Origin of the sequence: Curtobacterium sp. LFS084 (genome assembly GCF_047977705.1) — a bacterium.
Lineage (GTDB): Bacteria > Actinomycetota > Actinomycetes > Actinomycetales > Microbacteriaceae > Curtobacterium.
Window position 1 is genome coordinate 114,669 of record NZ_JBFPFM010000006.1, and the last position, 17,407, is coordinate 132,075.

The 17,407-nt window shown below is 69.0% G+C and carries 21 protein-coding genes; 12 read left to right on the plus strand and 9 right to left on the minus strand.

Annotated features, from left to right (window positions below; translation table 11 throughout):
• Nucleotides 1-151 precede the first annotated feature (151 nt).
• Nucleotides 152-1,228: a hypothetical protein gene (locus ACNQOV_RS06055; protein WP_416393781.1), complete on the plus strand. Its 1,077-nt coding sequence runs from the start codon at nt 152-154 to the stop codon at nt 1,226-1,228.
• A 41-nt stretch (nt 1,229-1,269) separates the two neighbouring features.
• Here the strand turns inward: ACNQOV_RS06055 and ACNQOV_RS06060 are convergent, their stop codons facing one another.
• Nucleotides 1,270-1,698, minus strand: a complete 429-nt coding sequence (locus tag ACNQOV_RS06060) for a hypothetical protein (RefSeq protein ID WP_416393782.1) — start codon at nt 1,696-1,698, stop codon at nt 1,270-1,272.
• Between the two features lie 161 nt (nt 1,699-1,859).
• On the opposite strand from ACNQOV_RS06060, the gene ACNQOV_RS06065 reads away from it, so the two are divergent.
• The 6 genes from ACNQOV_RS06065 (at nt 1,860) to ACNQOV_RS06090 (ending at nt 5,327) form a co-directional block, all read left to right on the plus strand.
• The gene (locus ACNQOV_RS06065; protein WP_022907863.1) at nt 1,860-2,279 is read left to right on the plus strand and encodes an NUDIX domain-containing protein; all 420 of its coding nucleotides are present in this window, start codon (nt 1,860-1,862) and stop codon (nt 2,277-2,279) included.
• A 43-nt stretch (nt 2,280-2,322) separates the two neighbouring features.
• The gene (locus ACNQOV_RS06070; protein WP_416393783.1) at nt 2,323-2,832 is read left to right on the plus strand and encodes a GNAT family N-acetyltransferase; all 510 of its coding nucleotides are present in this window, start codon (nt 2,323-2,325) and stop codon (nt 2,830-2,832) included.
• Between the two features lie 21 nt (nt 2,833-2,853).
• Nucleotides 2,854-3,468 (plus strand): GrpB family protein, encoded by a 615-nt coding sequence (locus ACNQOV_RS06075; protein ID WP_416393784.1) that lies wholly within the window; start codon nt 2,854-2,856, stop codon nt 3,466-3,468.
• Between the two features lie 42 nt (nt 3,469-3,510).
• The gene (locus tag ACNQOV_RS06080; RefSeq protein WP_416393785.1) at nt 3,511-4,020 is read left to right on the plus strand and encodes a GNAT family N-acetyltransferase; all 510 of its coding nucleotides are present in this window, start codon (nt 3,511-3,513) and stop codon (nt 4,018-4,020) included.
• A gap of 239 nt (nt 4,021-4,259) precedes the next feature.
• A complete protein-coding gene (locus tag ACNQOV_RS06085; protein ID WP_416393786.1) occupies nt 4,260-4,835 on the plus strand; it encodes a VanZ family protein in 576 nt (191 codons plus the stop codon).
• Nucleotides 4,836-5,027: 192 nt separating this feature from the next.
• Nucleotides 5,028-5,327 carry a hypothetical protein gene (locus ACNQOV_RS06090; RefSeq protein ID WP_416393787.1) on the plus strand — a complete coding sequence of 100 codons (300 nt, stop codon included), beginning with the start codon at nt 5,028-5,030 and terminating at the stop codon, nt 5,325-5,327.
• Between the two features lie 8 nt (nt 5,328-5,335).
• Here ACNQOV_RS06090 and ACNQOV_RS06095 read toward each other — a convergent pair whose 3' ends face one another.
• The gene (locus ACNQOV_RS06095) at nt 5,336-5,818 is read right to left on the minus strand and encodes a hypothetical protein (protein WP_416393788.1); all 483 of its coding nucleotides are present in this window, start codon (nt 5,816-5,818) and stop codon (nt 5,336-5,338) included.
• Between the two features lie 52 nt (nt 5,819-5,870).
• A complete protein-coding gene (locus ACNQOV_RS06100) occupies nt 5,871-6,587 on the minus strand; it encodes an alpha/beta fold hydrolase (RefSeq protein WP_416393789.1) in 717 nt (238 codons plus the stop codon).
• Between the two features lie 111 nt (nt 6,588-6,698).
• Here ACNQOV_RS06100 and ACNQOV_RS06105 point away from each other — a divergent pair, with 111 nt between their 5' ends.
• Nucleotides 6,699-7,340, plus strand: a complete 642-nt coding sequence (locus ACNQOV_RS06105; protein WP_416393791.1) for a GNAT family N-acetyltransferase — start codon at nt 6,699-6,701, stop codon at nt 7,338-7,340.
• A gap of 468 nt (nt 7,341-7,808) precedes the next feature.
• Here ACNQOV_RS06105 and ACNQOV_RS06110 read toward each other — a convergent pair whose 3' ends face one another.
• The 3 genes from ACNQOV_RS06110 to ACNQOV_RS06120 all read right to left on the minus strand — a co-directional run bounded on the left by ACNQOV_RS06110 (nt 7,809) and on the right by ACNQOV_RS06120 (nt 9,712).
• Complete coding sequence (locus tag ACNQOV_RS06110) at nt 7,809-8,363, minus strand: DUF4304 domain-containing protein (RefSeq protein WP_416393792.1); 555 nt, start codon at nt 8,361-8,363, stop codon at nt 7,809-7,811.
• 507 nt (nt 8,364-8,870) lie between these two features.
• Nucleotides 8,871-9,254, minus strand: a complete 384-nt coding sequence (locus tag ACNQOV_RS06115; protein WP_416393793.1) for a hypothetical protein — start codon at nt 9,252-9,254, stop codon at nt 8,871-8,873.
• Between the two features lie 236 nt (nt 9,255-9,490).
• A complete protein-coding gene (locus tag ACNQOV_RS06120; protein ID WP_416393794.1) occupies nt 9,491-9,712 on the minus strand; it encodes a hypothetical protein in 222 nt (73 codons plus the stop codon).
• 289 nt (nt 9,713-10,001) lie between these two features.
• Here ACNQOV_RS06120 and ACNQOV_RS06125 point away from each other — a divergent pair, with 289 nt between their 5' ends.
• The 4 genes from ACNQOV_RS06125 to ACNQOV_RS06140 all read left to right on the plus strand — a co-directional run bounded on the left by ACNQOV_RS06125 (nt 10,002) and on the right by ACNQOV_RS06140 (nt 14,010).
• The gene (locus ACNQOV_RS06125; protein WP_416393795.1) at nt 10,002-11,174 is read left to right on the plus strand and encodes an LCP family protein; all 1,173 of its coding nucleotides are present in this window, start codon (nt 10,002-10,004) and stop codon (nt 11,172-11,174) included.
• A gap of 984 nt (nt 11,175-12,158) precedes the next feature.
• Nucleotides 12,159-12,464: a hypothetical protein gene (locus ACNQOV_RS06130; protein WP_022907871.1), complete on the plus strand. Its 306-nt coding sequence runs from the start codon at nt 12,159-12,161 to the stop codon at nt 12,462-12,464.
• Nucleotides 12,461-13,366, plus strand: coding sequence for an NmrA family NAD(P)-binding protein (locus ACNQOV_RS06135; protein ID WP_416393796.1), 906 nt, complete (start codon nt 12,461-12,463; stop codon nt 13,364-13,366). The genes ACNQOV_RS06130 and ACNQOV_RS06135 overlap by 4 nt, the downstream gene beginning before the upstream one ends.
• A gap of 35 nt (nt 13,367-13,401) precedes the next feature.
• Nucleotides 13,402-14,010 carry a dihydrofolate reductase family protein gene (locus ACNQOV_RS06140; protein WP_416393797.1) on the plus strand — a complete coding sequence of 203 codons (609 nt, stop codon included), beginning with the start codon at nt 13,402-13,404 and terminating at the stop codon, nt 14,008-14,010.
• 84 nt (nt 14,011-14,094) lie between these two features.
• On the opposite strand, the gene ACNQOV_RS06145 is transcribed toward ACNQOV_RS06140, so the two are convergent.
• The 3 genes from ACNQOV_RS06145 to ACNQOV_RS06155 are packed head-to-tail and all read right to left on the minus strand — an operon-like array spanning nt 14,095 to nt 17,178.
• Nucleotides 14,095-14,766 (minus strand): response regulator, encoded by a 672-nt coding sequence (locus tag ACNQOV_RS06145; RefSeq protein ID WP_416393799.1) that lies wholly within the window; start codon nt 14,764-14,766, stop codon nt 14,095-14,097.
• Nucleotides 14,763-16,169, minus strand: a complete 1,407-nt coding sequence (locus tag ACNQOV_RS06150; RefSeq protein WP_416393800.1) for a sensor histidine kinase — start codon at nt 16,167-16,169, stop codon at nt 14,763-14,765. The genes ACNQOV_RS06145 and ACNQOV_RS06150 overlap by 4 nt, the downstream gene beginning before the upstream one ends.
• Nucleotides 16,156-17,178: a type II CAAX prenyl endopeptidase Rce1 family protein gene (locus ACNQOV_RS06155; protein WP_416393801.1), complete on the minus strand. Its 1,023-nt coding sequence runs from the start codon at nt 17,176-17,178 to the stop codon at nt 16,156-16,158. The genes ACNQOV_RS06150 and ACNQOV_RS06155 overlap by 14 nt, the downstream gene beginning before the upstream one ends.
• Nucleotides 17,179-17,407: the final 229 nt, after the last annotated feature.

Genomic DNA, 17,407 nt, shown 5'->3' on the forward strand with positions numbered 1-17,407 from the left:
CCGCGCCATCGTTCCCAGTCGGGCGAGGTGGCGAACGGACAGATTTGGAAAGCCCCGGCCTTGCGCAGACCGAGCGGCGCCCGTTCATGCCGCTGTGCGGACGGTCGAGCGCCGCTAGTGTTCGGGGACACCGATGTGAGGGAGGGCGCGCATGGCGAGCACGGATGTCCTGACGGGCACGATCGACCCACGGTGGGCGAAGGTCCGCCCCCTGGTCTTCAAGACGATCATCGGTGCCGTCGTCGCCGCTGGACTGGTCGGCATCGTCGCGGTGCTCCTCGGGGACTTCGGTCGGGTCGCCGTGCAACTCCTGCTGACCGTCGTCGTGGTCGTCGTCTTCGCGCTCCTGTCCTGGTACGACGCCGACGTGTCGTCGAGACGGTCCGGGAGGTTCGCGTTCGCGAGCATCATCGTCTCCCTGTACCTGCTCGCCACCGGCCTCGCCAAGGTCTGGATCGTCCCGGCCGACCCCTCCGGCGGTGACGGGATCTGGATCGTCGGCGAACAGTTCATGCAGTGGGTCGGCATCGTGTTCGTCGCACGCTTCGCGCTGCTGCACGTCCACCTGCTCCTCGTCATCCACCGGCGCTACCCGACCCCGCTGCTGCAGCTCGTCGCGAAGACGACCGTCGGGGTGATCGCGCTGCTCGCCCTGCTGCTGTCGGTGCCGCTCCTGGCTCCCGACCTCGACCTCGCCAGCGGGTACTGGCGACTGGTGTGGGTCGTGGTGATCCTCGATCTGCTCGGAACGGTGGTCGTGCCGCTGAGCAACGCACTGTTCCGACCGCGCGATCCCGCCCTCGCATGGCCGGGTGATTCCTCCGCGCCGACTGCAGCCACGTGGCCCCAGCCTGCGCCGACCGGATCGTCGGAGCCCGAGGTCGCGGCGGAGACCGTCCGCACGGTGTCCGTCCCCGACAGGCGGGGTACGGCCGTCCCGATCGACGACGCGTGGTCGGGCGTCCCCGGTCCAGCCGGTCCCGCGGCGGCGTCCGAGCCGTCCGCCGGCCACGGGGAGTCTCGAGCCGAGGTGACCCGGTCGACCACCGCGGACGGCACGTCGACCACTGAGGTCACGGCCGTGACGGTCGCGGGCAGCGACGGTCTGCTCTACGAACGTCGACCGGACGGGGCCCGCGCGCTCGCCTGGCCGCGCTACGTCGACGGGACGCCGCTGCCAGCGGCGCCGGACGGCTCACCGGACTTCAGCGGCGTCGCCCGCCCCTGACGGTTCGACGCCGGGAGGTCGGGGCTCCGACCGGCTACGGGTCAGACGTTCCCGAGCACCTTCCGCCAGGCGGCCGTCAAGGTCGCGTACTCGTCGTCCGAGACGAGGTCACGGACCCCGGTGGCGAGCACCGCGGATCGGACTGCCTCCTCGGCGCCCGCCCGGTCGCGGAGGCGCGCATCCGAGTGTCGCACCGCGCGTCCGGCCTGCTGCGCGGCCTCGATCTCCTCGACGCGGCCCGCTGCTCCTGCGGCCTCGAGCGCGTGCTGCCATGCAGCCACGAGGTCGGCGTTCGTGACCATCCGCCCGTCAGCGCCTCCCTGGATCGCGAGGGATGCACTCGGTTCCGGCAGCAGGATGCCTTCGTCGGCCTTCCACGCGACGTCGAGCGTCTCTGCCTCGTCGGCGGTGATCCGTCCGGCTCGCTCGATCATGGCCTGCAGTCCGGCATTGCTGATGTCGTCCGACACGGTGTCCTCTCCGACCGACGCGCTCGCGTGGTCCGGTCCATCCTGGTGGCTCGCCCACGTCCCGCGCACAGGCGCCACCCAGAGGAGGACGAAGCGTCGCGCTGGGTCATCAGTCGTCGCGGGTTCTGTTGGTTCGAGCCGGCGCATGGTGGACTGGCAGCATGCGCATCCGATCCGCGGCGGTCGTCCTGCTCGATGGGCAGGTCCTCGTCATCAGGCGGTTCCAGGACGGCCGGAGCTACTGCGTGCTTCCCGGAGGCGGCGTGGAAGCGGGCGAGACCTTGCGCGAGGCCTGCCGTCGTGAACTGCTCGAAGAGACCGGGCTCAGCGGCGACGTGGGCGAGCTGCTCGACGTCCCTGTGGACCGCGCCGTGCCTGCCGCGTACTTCGCGGTGCGAGTCGCCTCTTCGGAAGTGTCGCTCGGCGGGCCGGAGCTCGCCCGGACGTCGGAGCGCAACACGTACGAGCCGAGATGGGTCGCAGCGACGTCACTCGACGAGGAACGTCTCGTACCTGACGAAGCGAGACGTGCAGTCCGCCTCGTCCTGGACGCCGGTCAGCCGCCATGGAAGCCGTCTTGACAGCCGGTCCCGGTCAGGGCGGCGTGTTGCGAGAGCATGAGTCATGACCTACCAACCGGTGACGAGCGACGACGTCCAGGAGCTCTGTGCGTTCCTCAGCGAAGCTGATCTCACCATCGCTGGTCTCGACTCACCCGCCGTCCGAGTCTGGGTCGAGCGCGACCACGATGGCAAGATCGTCGGCAGCTGCGGATACGAAACCAGCACTGACGGCGCGGACGTTCTGATCCGGAGCGTCGCGGTCTCGAGCACACGGCGCACCGCTGGCGCCGGCACGGCCCTCGCGAGGTTCGCCCTCGAAGAAGCATCCCGCTCGGGCGCATCGCGGGCGTGGCTCTTCTCGCGCCGATCAGGGCCCTTCTGGCAGAAACTCGGATTCGGTCCGGCGGACCGGAGTGCACTCGCCGCCGTGCTGTCCGACACGCAGCAAGTGCGTCTCTTCTCGAGGACCGGTCAGCTCGAGCGGGAGGTGGCGTGGGTGCGTGAACTCGAAGCCCCTTCTTCGCACCCAACGGTCCCGCACCGTCGGGGACAGGCGGCCGAGACGCGTTGAGCGGTCCATGATGGGACTGTGGTGACGCACCCCCTCTGGCGTCCGTTCGTCGACAACGGCAATGCAGCCCGTCAATCGCAGCGCATCGCGTTCCGACAGACCGAGCCCGGTCCACCGCAGGCGTACGACCCGTCGTGGATCGACTCCTACCTGCGCGTGCGCGATCTCGTCGACCGTGCGCTCGGCGCTGATGGCACGCTCCGACACGTCGGCTCGACGGCCGTGCCCGGGATGACCGCCAAGCCGGTCATCGACGGCGACTTGCTCGTGCCCGACGTGCTCGAGGAGGATGCCTGGCTCCCGCGGCTCGAAGCCGTTGGGTTTCGTCTGATCTTCCGCGACGCGATCGCCGGCGACGCACACCGTCAGCTCACCCTCGGCGATCCCAACACCAACCTGCACGTGTGGTCGCCGGATGCGGTGGAGCCGCGACGACATCGCGTGTTCGTGGAGTGGTTGCGGACCCACCCTGAAGATCGTCAGGCGTACGCAGACGCGAAGGCTGAGGCGGTGCGCGCTGGCGAACGCATCCGCTACAACGACGCGAAGGCTGCGGTGGTCTACGACATCTACGAACGAGCATTCGTGGCTGATCCGGACCACGCGCACGACCGTCGTCCGCGACGGTCAACGTAGTGCGCTGATCGGAAGAGGCGTAGTGGTCAAAAGACAGACCCCGTGCTGCTTGTTGACCCGCGGGACGTGCGGTGGGAGGCTCGGCCAATGCGAGGGAGCGAGCGAGCGCTGATCCTTCGGCCCACCACGTCTGACGACTTCCCCGCGGTGCAGGCCCTGTTCCGCGATCCGGCGTTCGAGGGATGGGGTGGTCCTGGGTTCCGGTCCGACTCGCAGCTCCGAGAGAAGTACCTGGGCGCCCGTCTCCCGGACGTCGAGTGCTTCCTGATCGAAGTCGACGACCGAGTGGTCGGCTTCACGCAGTTGTACGCCGATGAGTCGGGCGCCGGTATGGACCTCATCCTGCTCCCGGCGGAGCGCGGTGCGGGTGTCGGTCGACAGGTGGTCGAGGCCGTGCTCGAGCGGGTCCGGGCGAGCGGCAGGACCCACTTCGTGGTCGACCCGTCATCCGAGGACCGCGATGCGGTGGCGTTCTGGCATGCTGTCGGTTTCCGCGGCCAGGGCGTGCTCGCATACCCCCTGTATGACAGGGGCGAGTCCTCGGCGGTTTGAGCGCAAAGAGGGATGCCGCGAGGAGTGGAGCCTGCACGTCGGACCACATCAGGGCGTGTTGAGCGTTCGCAGCACCAAGGACGAAGACCCGTCTCAAGAGCCGATTGTCTAGCGGACGCGGGCGCGCGTTTGGTCAGCGCGGGGACTGCGCCCTACCTGGCATCAGTTCGCAGCGACCTGCCCGCGGATCAACCTCGAGAGGGACGCGTCGGCCAGGCGAGATGGGCAGGATCGTTCAAGTGTCTGACAATCCGTTCGGCGAAGTCCCCGCCTTGCCCGTTGCCCTCGTGGTCGGCACCATCGCTTTGCTCGTCCAATTGCTGCTCCTGCTCCGCGGCGGACGATTCACCTGGCCTCGCGCAACCGTCGCGGGCGCACTGGCTGTCTACGCTGCCGGGATCTTCGCGAACACCGTGCTCCCGATCTACCTCAACCGGCCGCCGCAGCTGCAGCCGTGGACACCGAAGTTGGCCCTGATCCCGTTCTACGACTACGAGGTCATGGACGCGATCACCAACGTGATCGTGTTCGCCCCGCTGGGCATCTTGATACCGCTGCTGATGCGCCGACCGTCCTGGGCGAAGGTGGTCCTGACCGCCGCGGCGGTCAGTCTTGCGATCGAACTCCTGCAGATCGTTACGGACGGACTCTTCGGCGGCGGCCATGTCGCGGACGTCAATGACTTCCTCTGGAACACCGTCGGCGGGGCCGTCGGCTACGCGATCTTCCTCGTGGTGTCGCGCACTCCAGGCTTGTCGCGTCTCGTTGAGCTGTTCCGCTGGCACCCTGCCACGAGGAGCATCCGCATCGCCTGATGCCAGCACGAGTAGATCGGCAGCGCCGCGGAGCATGAGACTCTCTGCGGGTGCTCCTACGTCTCGGTGGGCCATCCTTGGGTGGACGGTACCGGTCACCGTCAAGGCAAGCGCAGAGAACCCTCGAGGACGTTCATCGCGGTGTAGGCGCTCTGCGACCGAGACTCCACCGCGCGCTCGTACTGTGTCGGGATGAGCGAAGTCAGAGCGCCCGCGGCCCTGCCGCGTGCCCTGGTCGTGACGATGTGGGTGCTTGCGGCGCTGTTCAACGTGGTGTTCGTGAGCTTCTTTGCCCTGTACTCAGCGGCCAACGACTGGGCGGTGGAACGTTCGGAAGCGACTGGGGCATTCGAGCCGTCACAATTGCTTCCGCATGATGCGGCGCTGTGGCTGAGTGGCCACGTAGCGATCGTCCTTCTCGTAGGGCTCGACGCCGCGGGTGTTGCGCTGTGGCTGCGCATTTGCCGAGGACGCGTCAATCAGACTCAGTAGCGGATTGACTATCGAGACGTCGCTGCCGCCATGAACAGGGGCGTGAAGCGTCGGACAAAGGCATCTGCCCGGCCCGTTGGGTCGTGGTGATACTGATTCGGCAGTCGATGGTTCCACCGCAGGCAGAAGTCCTCCACGCCCGCCTCGATGGGATGCAGGTTGAACCTGGTCTGCTCGAACTCTTCGTTCGCAAGGAGGAGGTCCGAAGCGGGGTTCCAGCCGTTGAAGTCGAACAGCCACTCACCCCACGCTGCGACGACGTGGACTACAGCTCCGTCGTCAGCCCGTCGCATAGCTTGGATGCCGATGGCGACCCTCCGTCGCGTCGCCGCGCAGCGGTACGCGAGAACGTGGCACGCGCCGGCCGCGAAGAAAGCTCCATCGGTGCGGTCCCAGGAGATCCGTTGGTCGGACCGCTCAAGCGGGGTCCGTCTGAATCTGCCGGCGGGGACGACAGCACGGCGCATCTGTTCCGTCAACGGTGTCTCCATGCCTCGGCACCTTGTCCAGCACCTCCGTCACCGCGTCTCGATGGTCGATGTCTTACTGGAACACCTCGGGCAGCGCGCTGACGAACTGGTCGAAGTGGCTGTACCAGACGGAGTGGGCTGCTCCGGGGACGTCCCGGACGATCACGCCCCGGCTCTCGTGGTGCGCCGCTGTCACGTCATCGACGTACAGGCTCGGCTTCGCTCGGACGATGATCGATCCGGGCTCCGGCTCGAAGGACACCCCAGGGCCCGTTGCCGGCGACACTGCCGTGGCCGGATCGAAGTGCTTCGCTGCACGAGCCTCGACAACGCAGTCCTGGTCGCTGTAGAACGGCCGCGATGCTCGGAGCCCGTCGTACGTGCGCGCTCGTTTGTCCTGCTCGTACTCGGTGGTGAGTTCGGCGCGGTCCCAGCCGCCGCGCGACGTGAAGGGAGCATCGATGTAGACCGAGCGTGCCGGGGTCAGCACCCCGGCGTCCACGGCCGCGGCGAGGAGTAACCCACCGTACGAATGGCCCATTACGAGGTCAGGCGTCGAGCCAAATTCGTCTGCAACGGACTCCGCGATCGATCGAGCGGCCCGATCCACCGTCAGGGTGCGGTCGCTTGGTGACAGTCCGTGCCCAGGAAGATCCACCCCTAGGACGCGATAGCCGTTCGCGACCAGCAGGGGCGCCACTCGCCACCAGCTCTCGTGAGAACCCATCATCCCGTGCAGCAGCACCGCCCTGCGGTCCCCCTGCCCATGCGCCTCGACGTGGAGTTTCATCGGGGTATCGAAGCACACCGTGCTCCACGGTACGGCTGTCTCGTCCGCCGATCGGTGGCCGATGCCTCTGCCCGCCCGTAACGTTCGCAGCCGCGCTCGTATCGTTGGGCGATGGACCTCGATCACGTTTGGCCCTTGTTCGGTCTGCGCCTCATCAGTCCTCGACTGGAGTTGCGGCCGCTGCGCGATGAGGATCTTCCTGGGCTCGTCGACGCGGCCTTGTCGGGTGTGCATGATCCGGCCCGGATGCCGTTCGGAGTGCCGTGGACGGACGAAGAGCCGACCACGTTGGCGCGGTCTTTCGCGCAGTACCACTGGAAACTCCGGTCCGGACTGAGCCGCGACTCGTGGAGTGTGAGCTTCACAGTGCTGTACCGCGGGACGCCGGTCGGGGTGCAGGAGCTGCACGCTCGCCGCTTCGCCGGGCGGAAGACGGTCGAGAGCGGATCATGGCTTGCCCTCGAGCATCAGGGACACGGGCTCGGGACCGAGATGCGGGCGGCGCTGCTGCTGTTCTCGTTCGATCACCTGCAAGCGGACTGGGCGGAGTCGAGCGCGGCAGCGTGGAACGAAGCATCTCTTCGGGTGTCGCGGAAGCTCGGGTACGAGGTCAACGGTGTCTCTCGTGCTCAGACCCGCGCTGATGAGGTCGTTGACGAGGTCGGGGTGCGACTGCGACGGGAAGACTTTGCGCGGCCGAGCTGGAGCCTGACGACTGAAGGGGTCGAAGCAGCGACTGCGTTCTTGCTGTAGCCAACGAGGCGAGGATCCGGCCATCTCGGGATCGGCCATTGGACGGCTGATCCGTGTCACAATCCGGCCATGAACTCATGGCCAGATGGTGCGCTGACTCGGGACGAGGTCGAGCGCAGGCTGAGGGCAGGGGCAGATTGGCGAATCGAGTGGTGTAGCGGCGGTGGTCTCCCCGCCGAGAGCGGGTCGGGGCCCGACCTCCCGGAGGGTGTCCTGGCACGCGTGCCGACCCGAGCGCGACGGCGCAAGATCGAACGTGGCTTGTCGGACCACCGAACCTGGGTGTTCGTCGTTGACCTCAGTCCCGACGACGGGCACCTCCTCGCTTTCCACGAAGGGCCGATGTAAGACCGAGTCCTTGCTTCGGCTTCGACCCTGGGGCCGGACGTTGGCCGCAGGGCTGCGCCGCGTCGCCGGAGCGTCGATGAGCTCGACCCGGCCCGGCGGCCGGTTCCAGCGATCGATTGGCTATTGAGAGCGCTCGGGCGGGCGGCCGGGTTGCCGCAAGAGTGCCGCGATCTCTTCCGGTTCCTCCTGTAACCGGTCGAAGCCGGGATCCCCCACGAAGAGTCGTCCACAGATCTCGTGGTGGTCCAGAAGAGAGTCGAGGGTGAAAAACCAATCCTGCTGCAGCGCACGCACAATCGCCTCAGCTACCCGCACCGCGGAGGCTTCATCACAGTAGCTCCACCAACGCTCGTCGTCGGGGTCAGTAGAGCTCTGAGCATGTAGTCGAAGCACCCAAAGGCACTCGTCTGCTTTCAGGCGAGGCCGTGGGGCCGAAGTGACATGACCCACGGCGGCCTCCCGGTCAATCCACGGAACTGGTGCGACACCGAGGTTGACGACACAAGCACCCTCGTCGGCGCTGTTGAAAGCTGACGACTGCACGTTGATCACCGCGACGTCACCGCCGGCACTGTACTTCCGCCACGTCGGACTCGTTCCTCGATATCCGTGTGCTCGGAGTGCGGGGCCGAGAACATCTCGGAGAGCCTCGCGGAGAAACCGGGATGCACCCATGTGTCAAGAGTGGCACCAATGCGTCGCATGAACATCATGGCAACCAGCCACTGGTGAAGAGTGCTCCTGGCTGCAGTCACGAGCACCCGCCGGTCTCGCTAGCCGATCCTTCACCGAGGCGGGGTAGCGGGCCCGTCGTCACGAGAGCCGTCCGCCCTCGGTCTGGGGTCGATGTCACCGGCTTGGACATCCCACTGCGCTCGGCGCTCGATGGCCTCATCAGCCAGAAGGTTGCGACCTGCTCGGTGCGCAAGGACCAATACGACGGCGCACAACGCAGCACCAGCCGCGAAAAGACATCCCTCGAGGACGCGCCCCGCGTCCCCGTGGGCAGAAGCGAAGTAAGCGATTGCGATCGCGGCGAGCGCGAAGCACGGCAGCACAAGCACCGCAGAGAGTCCAACGATCCACTTCACCCAACGACGATACTTCGTCGGACGTGGGCGACACCGGCCTGCCTCTGGCGGATGAACTTGGGCCTCGATGACCGATCGATCAGCGGGCGGTTCAGCGGGTTTGGGTGATGAGCTGCAGGGCTAGGCCACCTACGAAGAGCACGCCGATCAGGACACCGATGCCGATCGTCTGGCCGCGTCGCATCGTGCCGTCCGTGCGCGCTACTTCGCGGCCATCGACGTACGCGGTGATCGTCTGCGGACGAAAGGCTGCAAGCGCGACTGGACGCTCCTTGGTGATCCGGACCTCGTGCCGCTCTGCTTCGCCCACCGTCAGCTCGTAGTCAGCCGATGTCCTGACTGAGAACATCCGGATCGTGCTGACCACTTCTCGGCCGTCAACAGTGATTCGAAGTCGTCCGGTGAATTGATCCCACGCGTACACGACCTGGTGCCGTTCACGGTCTCCCACGGTGAACTCAAGACTCGTCGCCACCCGCCAACCCAATCGAAAGGCCGCCGGGGCTGCGTGTGAGAAGTCCCTGATCCGCGAAGCGAACGCTGAGGCTCTGGGCAGCTTCGTCGATCGTTCATCTTGCGCCTCGCTGCCTCAGCAGACGGTCGCCCAGCGGTCGCAGACGAGGACGGCTGCGATAACTGCCAGCGACCAGCTGGCCGTCTCACTGGCCGATCGCCCACCGGACTCCATTGGTCGCGCCTGGGACTTTCAGGTCACTTGGGGTGACCGAAGATGGATAGGAGTGTCCAGATGACGCCGATCATTGCCAGCCCTACCGCGAGCACACGGACGAGTCCCAGGGTCATCGCACCCTGCGGACCGCGGCTGCTCCGCTGGGCATCGTCGAAGTACTGCGCGATCGGCGCCGGACGCACGAACGCGGTGACCGCTACGGCAACGATCGCTGGCCCGACGATGAGTCCGGGGATCCACATGGACTCCACCCAACCAGGTCGACTTGAAGGCAGTGAGGCGTAGTTGGCCGCTGTCCGGTGGTCGATCGTTCAGCGAGACACGTTGACCCTTCTCTGCTGCTGCGGTTCAACCTCAACGGGGCGACATCGTCGACCTTGACCTTTGCTCGTGTTGCTATCGTTCGCGGCGAGGGGGATCGATATGAATCATCGAACCGACGGAGGTGCGAGTGTTCGGCACGGGCGACTGACTCGCCGGTCGAGTTGGTTCCAAGCGGCGAAGCTGCTCAGCATCGCTGCCGTCGTCGCTGTGACGAGTGCGACGAGCATCGCGGCGATCGCGGTCGGGAACCTCGGTTCTTCGGTACAGACCGTCCAGATCGGTGCCGCCGGTAGGCCCAGTAAGACTGGTGCCGACGCCATCCGCGGTGCGGTCGACTTCGTTGTCGTCGGCAGTGACACCCGTCAGGGCCAGACCGAAGCTGCCGAAGGTGACCCGGGAAGCTTGAACAACGACGTGACCATGCTGATCCACATCTCCGCGGACCATCAGCAGATGACTGCCGTCAGCATCCCGCGCGACACCGTCGTGGAGCTGCCGGCCTGCGTGGACACGGACACCGGGCAGACTCGACCTGCGGTGCGGGCGATGTTCAACGAAGCGCTCTCCCGTGGCGGCAACCAGGGCGGCTTGGGATGCGTCGTCGCAGCTGTGAAATCGCTGACGGGGGTCGAGGCGCAGTTCGCCGGCGTCCTCAAGTTCGACGGTGTGGCAGCCATGTCGACCGCGGTCGGCGGCGTCGAGGTCTGCGTGGCAACTCCGATCCATGATCCGTACGTCGGCCTTGACCTCGAACCCGGCGTCCATCCCATCGAGGGACAGACCGCTTCCGCCTTCCTCCGCAGTCGACACGGCGTCGGGGACGGCGGCGACCTCGGGCGCATCAGCAACCAGCAGGTGTTCCTCTCCGCGCTGGCCCGGAAGGTGCTCGCACCCGGCGGGGCGCTGTCCAACCCGGTGACGCTCTACAAGCTCGCCCAGGCAGCGCTGTCGAACATGATCCTCAGCGACAACCTCACCAGCCCCGACACGATGGTCTCCCTTGCCCTGACTCTCAGAGGCATGGACCTGTCGAAGGTGCTGTTCGTGCAGTACCCCACCCTTCCCAATCCGGAAGACGTCAATCGCCTCATCGTCGACGAGCAGCCCGCTCAAGCACTCAACACCGCGTTGCGGACCGACGCGAAGACGAACCTCGACGACTCGGCCCTCGGTGGAGGTGCCACGAAGCAACCCTCGGGCGGCGCAGCGCCTTCAGAGACCACCTCTGCTCCGTCATCAACCAGTCCGTCCGCACCCGCATCTCCAACGGACGGTCCCATGAACGTCACGCCGAGAACATCACAAACATCCGTTACGCTCCCCTCGACCATCACGGGACAGACGGCGGCAGAAGCCACCTGCTCGAAAGGCTCCGGCTAGAAACGCGAGCAGCAAACGTGCGTCCCTGTAGCCGATCGACTGCCGGACGTCGCAGCAAGCCAGGCGGTCGCGACTCACTTGGGTAGAGCAGGACACTCCGGCCTACGGTTGGCCCATGACCAGATCAGGACCGGCAGAGTCGGAGGAAGAGCCGAGCCGATCCGGGTCAGTGACGATGCTGGTGCTCGGAGTGGTCTCGCTCGATGTTGCTCTCCTATTCGGGACCGCGGCCGACCCTTTTTCGTACGCCGGTCGAACTCAGCTTCCAGCGGTGCTTCTCGGGGCCGTCGCAGCCTCGGCCGGCATCGTCTGTGTGTCGCTCGGTATGCGAGGACTCGTACGTCTCCCAGGCATGCGCTGAGGCGCGACGAGCCGGGTGACCGGTAGCCAATGGACTACCGGACCAGAGAGCTACCCCCGGCTCCGTCGAGCGGCCACGGCTGGCCCGAACGACCCAGGCGATCAACGCGGCCAAGAAGCGGTCAGGTGAGTCGCCGCAGGGACGACGTCCGGCTCCGCGAGAAAGTGGGTCACTTCAACGCTCGTGAGGGTGCCGTCATCGCTGAAGACGGGCAGCACCTCGATCGGAGGCTCGTCTGCGATGAGTGCAGGCACTTCCCCGATGGACACGACCGGCGCAGCGTCCGGTACCGCGACCGCGAAACTCCCACATCCGCAGCGGCATTTCGACGCTACGAGCATTCTCGACGCCTGCAATCGAAGAGTGTTCGCGCTTGTTCCGCGGGATACATCGGCGTCTGTTCGCACCGGCTGTCGAGAGGCCTTGTCCCAGATGGGTGGTCCGCGATCCGTCGCGACGAGGGTGCGTCGTACGGATGCGTCCCGCGGGCCGTCAGGTCTCCGGGATCTCGAAAGCCCGTCGCCCTCCATGCCCGGCGACGAGATGCGTGTGAGGGAGACGAGCCACGCGCGGCGACGACGTTCCCTCGGACGGCGACAGCGACCAGGGAGAACACTGGCCCCATGACGACCAAGATCACCCTCATCATCGACAACCCGACCGACCCCGCGGCATTCGAGCAGGCGTACCCCGCGCTCGAGGAAGCAGCCGGCGCCCTGCCGGAGCTCCGCCGTCTCGAAGCCGGCAAGGTCTGGCCGAAGGAGGACGGCACGCCCACCCCGGCCCACCGGACGCTCGACCTGTACTTCGACTCCTACGACGACGCGTCGGCAGCGGTCGCCGGCGAGGAAGCGGGCGCCTTCTTCGGCCAGCTCGGCGCCACCGGAGCGACGTTCACCGGGCTCTTCTCCGACGTCGAGAAGGCGTGACCACCACCGTCCTCGTCGCCGGCGCCACCGGTGACCTCGGCGGACGCATCGTCCGGGCACTCCGTCGGCACGACACCCACGTCCGGGTCCTGACCCGGCCCGGATCCACGGCAACTCCACCGGCCGAGGGCGACGACCACGTCGAGGTGGTCCGGGCCGACTACGGAGACCACGCCGCGTTGACGTCGGCGCTCGCCGGGGTCGAGGTCGTCGTGTCCGCGGTGAGCGGCACACGCCCGGTCATCGTCGACGCGCAGCGTGCGCTGCTCCGGGCAGCGGTGGACGCCGGTGTCGAACGGTTCATCCCGTCGGACTACGCAGCCGACTACCGCTCGATCACCCCGGGGACGAACCGGAACTTCGAGCTGCGCCGCGAGTTCGCCGCCGACCTCGACGCCGCCCGAATCCGGGCCACCTCGGTGCTGAACGGCGCGTTCACCGACATGCTCACCGGGCTGGCACCGCTCATCCTGTTCGAGCGGCAGCGGGTGCTCTACTGGTCCTCGGCCGACCAGGTGCTCGACTTCACCACGAAGGACGACGTCGCCCGCACCACGGCGCTCGTCGCACTCGACCCCGACGCACCGCGGTTCGTCGAGGTCGCGGGGGACCGGGTGACCTCGCGGAGCATCGCCGACGCGATGTCCCGGCTCACCGGCAGGCCCTTCCGCCTGCAGTGGGCGGGGACCGCCGGGACGCTCTCGGCGATGGCCCGGGTCGGACGACGCCTGTCGAAGGCCGGCGACGACGAACCGTTCCCGGCGTGGCAGGGCATGCAGTACTTCGTCAGCATGTTCAGCGGCGAGGCCACGCTGCACCACGTCGACGACGAGCGGTACGGTGCAGAGGGCTGGACGACGGTGCGGGACGTGCTCGCCGAACACGTCGGAGCCGGAGCCTGAGCCCCGAGCCGGAATCCCGAACGGAAGTGCACCCGATGACCGACACCACCTGCCACATGTCGATCTCCCTCGACGGCTTCGTCGCCGGGCCGGACCAGGGTCTCGACCAGCCACTCGGACGCCGGGGCGGCGAGCTGCACACCTGGCACATGCCCGGCGTCGACGTCGGCGAGGCGGACCGCACCGCCGCCGGGTGGCTCATGCGTCCCCGCGGCGCGTACGTGATGGGCCAGAACATGTTCGGACCGCCCCGCCACGAGCGACCGGACGACTGGACGGGCTGGTGGGGTGACGAACCGCCGTACCACGCCCCGGTCTTCGTCCTCTCGCACGCGGCCCACGACCCGATCGCGCTCGACGGCGGCACGACCTTCCACTTCGTCACCGACGGCTTCGACGCCGCCTACGCCCGAGCCGTCGAGGCGGCCGGCGACGCCGGTGTCGACATCGCCGGCGGTGCCGCGACGGTTCGCCAGGCGCTCGCCGCGGGCGTCGTCGACGAACTCACACTCGACATCGCCCCGGTGCTGCTCGGCTCCGGGGAGCGGATCTTCGAGGACGGCGCCGAGACGTTCGACTTCGTGCCGGTCGAGGTCCTGCACTCGCCGCTCACGACCCACATCCGGTACCGCCGCCGCGCCTGAGCACCACCGCGGAGCGCCCGCGCCCGCAACCGCGCACACGCCCGCCCACGAGCAACGCGCGTGCAGGCCCACGCACCGAGCCCGTCACGGCCCGTCCGGCACCGTCACGATCCGGTTCTGGTACGCCCAGACAACCGCCTGCAGGCGCGACCGCACCCCGAGCTTCGGCAGCATCCGGGCGAGGTGCGACTTCACCGTGGACACCTCGACGACGAGCGCGGCGGCGATCTCCTCGTTCGACATCCCCTGGGCGAGCAGCAGGAGGACGTCGCGCTCGCGAGCGGTGAGGACCTCGTCCGCCCGGTCACCGGACACCGGCTGCAGGCTCCGCCGAGCGACGAACTCGCGCAGCACCCGTCGGGTCAGCGCCTGGTCGATGGTGCCGTTGCCCGCCGCGACCTGCCGCACGGCACCGACGATGACGTCCGGCTCGGCGTCCTTCAGCAGGAAGCCGGACGCACCCGCCTCGAGCGCCCCGAACACGAGGTCGTCGAGGTCGAACGTGGTGAGCACGAGGACGGGCACCGCCGGGTCCGCCCCGGCGCCGCAGAGTTCGCGCGTGACCTCGATGCCGTTCCGCACCGGCATCCGGATGTCGACGCAGGCGACGTCGGGCCGGGTGCTCCGGGCGAGCGCGAGCGCCTCGCCGCCGTCGGCGGCGACCGCGACGACCTCGATGTCCGGTTCGGCGGACAGCAGCGCGGTGACGCCGGCTCGCACCAGCGGCTGGTCGTCCGCCACGAGCACCCGGATCACCCGGCCACCTCCGGAGCGTCGGCCGACGCGTCGGCGTCGGGCCGCGCCTCCCGGCCCGTCACCAGCTCGACCGTCCAGCCACCGTCACCGGTGGGACCGACCTGGAGGCGCGCCCCGACCAGTTCTGCCCGCTCGCGCATGCCGCGCAGTCCGTTCCCACCCGCGGGCGAGCTGCCGGCGGACGGTCCGGTGGGCACCCCGTTCTCGACGCGGACCATCAGCTGGTCGGGGTCGCGGTCGTCGACGGTGACCGTGCACGGCGCACCGGCGGCGTGCAGGGCGACGTTGGCGAGCGCCTCCTGCACGGTGCGGTAGGCGACGAGCTGGGTGAGCGGGCCGATGCCGTCCGCCAGCGGGTGCTCGCCCGGCAGGACGGCGAGGGTCACGGCGCTCCGCAGTCGGGCGTGCTCGACCAGGTCGACGATCCCGGCGACGGTCTCGACCGCGGTCTCGGCGGGGGAGTCGTCGCGGAGGAGTCCGACCAGTCGCCGGAGGTCCTCGAGGACGGCCGTGCTCTGCTCCCGCACCTGCCGGACGCCCTCGTGCGCGCCGTCCGGGTCGGTGTCGATCTGGCGGTCGACGACGGCCGACATCAGGGCGATCCCGGACAGGTGGTGGGCGGCGATGTCGTGGAGTTCCCGGGCCATGGCGGCGCGCTCGCGCGACACGGCGGCCTCGACGCGGGCGTCCTGCTCCCGGGCGACGGCGGCGGCTTCCGCGCTCCGGGCGTCGGCCGCTGCGCTGCGGGCGTCCGCCTCGGCACTCCGGGCGTCCGCCTCGTCACGGCGGGCTGCGCGGAGCTCGCGGCGGGACCGGACGACGAGCGTCACGACGAGGGGGAGGGCGACCACTCCGACCGCCTGCAGCACGCCCTGACCGGCCGCGGCTCCGAGCCCGGACGTCAGGCCGCTGCGCACCCCGCCGGAGCCGACGGCCGACGAGGCCCCGGTCCCGATCGCCACGAGGACGGCGGATGCGGTCACCGCCGTCCAGAGCCGGGGCAGCGGGATCCGGAGCGTGGCGAGCACGACGGCCACGACGACGGGCAGCGCGGTGAGGCCGTACGCGGTGCTCGGTGCCACGAGGGCGAGGAGGATCGGCAGGGCGCCGACCACCAGGAGCACGGAGCGGGGTGCCCGGCGGGCACCGAGCAGCACGGCCGACTGGGCGACCAGGGTGATCGCGAGGAGGGTCCACGCCGTCCCGCCGACGTCGGGGAACCCGGTGCCGGTGCCCGAGGTGCCCGCGGTGTCCGGGTCGAGGGCGTCGAGCGGCGGCAGGCCGAGCAGGAGCCCGAGCGTGACCACGGCGGTGCCGACGGCGACGAGCAGGTCGGTCCCGCGGCCTCGTCGGACGGGCACGCCGCGTGCGTCGCGTCGGTCGGGCGCGTCAGCGGGTGCCATCGTTCGATCCTACGAGTCGAGGCGTGCTGTCGGCGGCGGTCCCGGTCCCGGTGCTGCCGTCGGTGTCGGTGTCGGCGCCGGTTGCGATCCCGCCGCGACCGCCGCGTCCGCCGCTGGGGGACCCGAGCCGCCCCCGTGTCGCCACGAGCAGGACGAGCGCTGCGACGGTCGACACGATCGCGAGGCCGTGCATCATCGTCCCGGCCGTCATCCCCGGGTACATGTCGGCCCAGAGCGTCGAGATGGTGTTGTTGACGCCGACGTGCAGCAGCAGGGCGACCGGCAGGCTCTCGCCCGTGCGGTTGAACACCCACGACATGACCACGTTGAAGGTGATCGTGAAGAGGGCGAAGACGAGCGGCTCCGTCCAGTGCGCGTCCGGCCAACCGCCCCAGTCGCTGAGGTAGAGCGGCATGTGCCAGAGCGCCCACAGCGGACCGAGGACGGCCGCGGCACCGAGCGGGCCGAACCGCTCCTGCAGTCGGGGCAGGGCGAAGTCGCGCCAGCCGGGTTCCTCGGACAGTCCGGTGGAGAACAGCTGCACGACGAGCCCAGGCACGAGGGCGAGCAGCGCGAGGGCGCTCGGCGCCTGCACCTGACCGCCGGCGAAGGGCAACCCGGTGGCGACGATGAGCGCGGGCACACCGACGAGGGCGAGGGCGTACCAGTACCAGGCGACCCGCCAGCGCCAGAGCCGACCGACCCAGCGGCGGAGACCGGGTCGGCCGTCCGCGATCGCGGTGACGAGGAAGGCGCCGCCGAGCGGGCCGAGCAGCGCCCCCGGCAGGACGCCGGTGAACTGCGCGGTGCCGAGGAACTCGGGGAAGTGCAGGTCCCAGACGCCGAGGCCGTGCGGCGACAGGACGTAGGGGATCCACGCCAGCCAGCTGAGGCCGAGGGCGAGGGTGGCGAACGCGGCGAGCGGGTGCCGTGCGACGACGCCGCCGATCCCCGTCCGACGGGCTGCGCGTGTGCCGGTGGTGTGCCGGTCTTCGGTGCTGATCGTCATGGCGACGACGCTACGAACGGCGCTGCCCCCGGACGACCGACGGAGGGACGCACTCTGCGGGGTTCCTCCGAAAGGATGCACCGCCGTGGACGCGGGACCACATGACGGGAGGCGGGGGGGGCGGCGGGGCCCCCCCCCCCCCCCCCCCCCCCGCCCCCCCCCCCCGGCGGCCCCCCGGCGGGGCGCGGGGGGCCCCCCGCCCGCCGGCCCCCCCCCCCCCCCCGGGGGG